The organism is Neisseria sp. P0021.S007, from assembly GCF_051956855.1.
Genome location: NZ_JBQCXA010001631.1, coordinates 1 through 453, shown reverse-complemented (window position 1 = coordinate 453; position 453 = coordinate 1). Strand labels below are relative to the sequence as shown.

1 pseudogene is annotated in these 453 nt (G+C 52.8%); it reads right to left on the bottom strand.

The features are described from left to right. A pseudogene (carB, locus tag ACTHUR_RS20635) lies at nucleotides 1-453 on the bottom strand (carbamoyl-phosphate synthase large subunit); the annotation flags it as partial.

Sequence of the window (453 nt, the reverse complement as noted above, 5' to 3'; positions counted from 1 at the left end):
TCGGTGGACACGGTTTCGGGGTTGCAGTTGACCATAATCGTTTCAAAGCCCAATTCGCGCAGGGCGAGCGCGGCGTGAACGCAGCAGTAGTCAAACTCGATGCCCTGACCGATGCGGTTCGGGCCGCCGCCGAGAATCATCACTTTTTTACGGTCGGAAGGACGCGCTTCGCATTCCTCTTCGTAAGTAGAGTAGAGATAGGCGGTTTCGGTGGCAAACTCGGCGGCGCAGGTGTCGACGCGTTTGTAAACCGGATGCAGGTTCAGCGCGTAGCGGTGTTCGCGGACTTCTTTTTCGCTTACGTTCAATAATTGTGCCAAACGCTTGTCAGAGAAGCCTTTGCGTTTCAGACGGCGTAAAGCGGCATAATCCAAGTCTTGTAATTGGCCGTCTGAAACTGATTTTTCTTCTTTCACCAAGTCTTCGATTTGTGCCAAGAACCAAGGATCGATG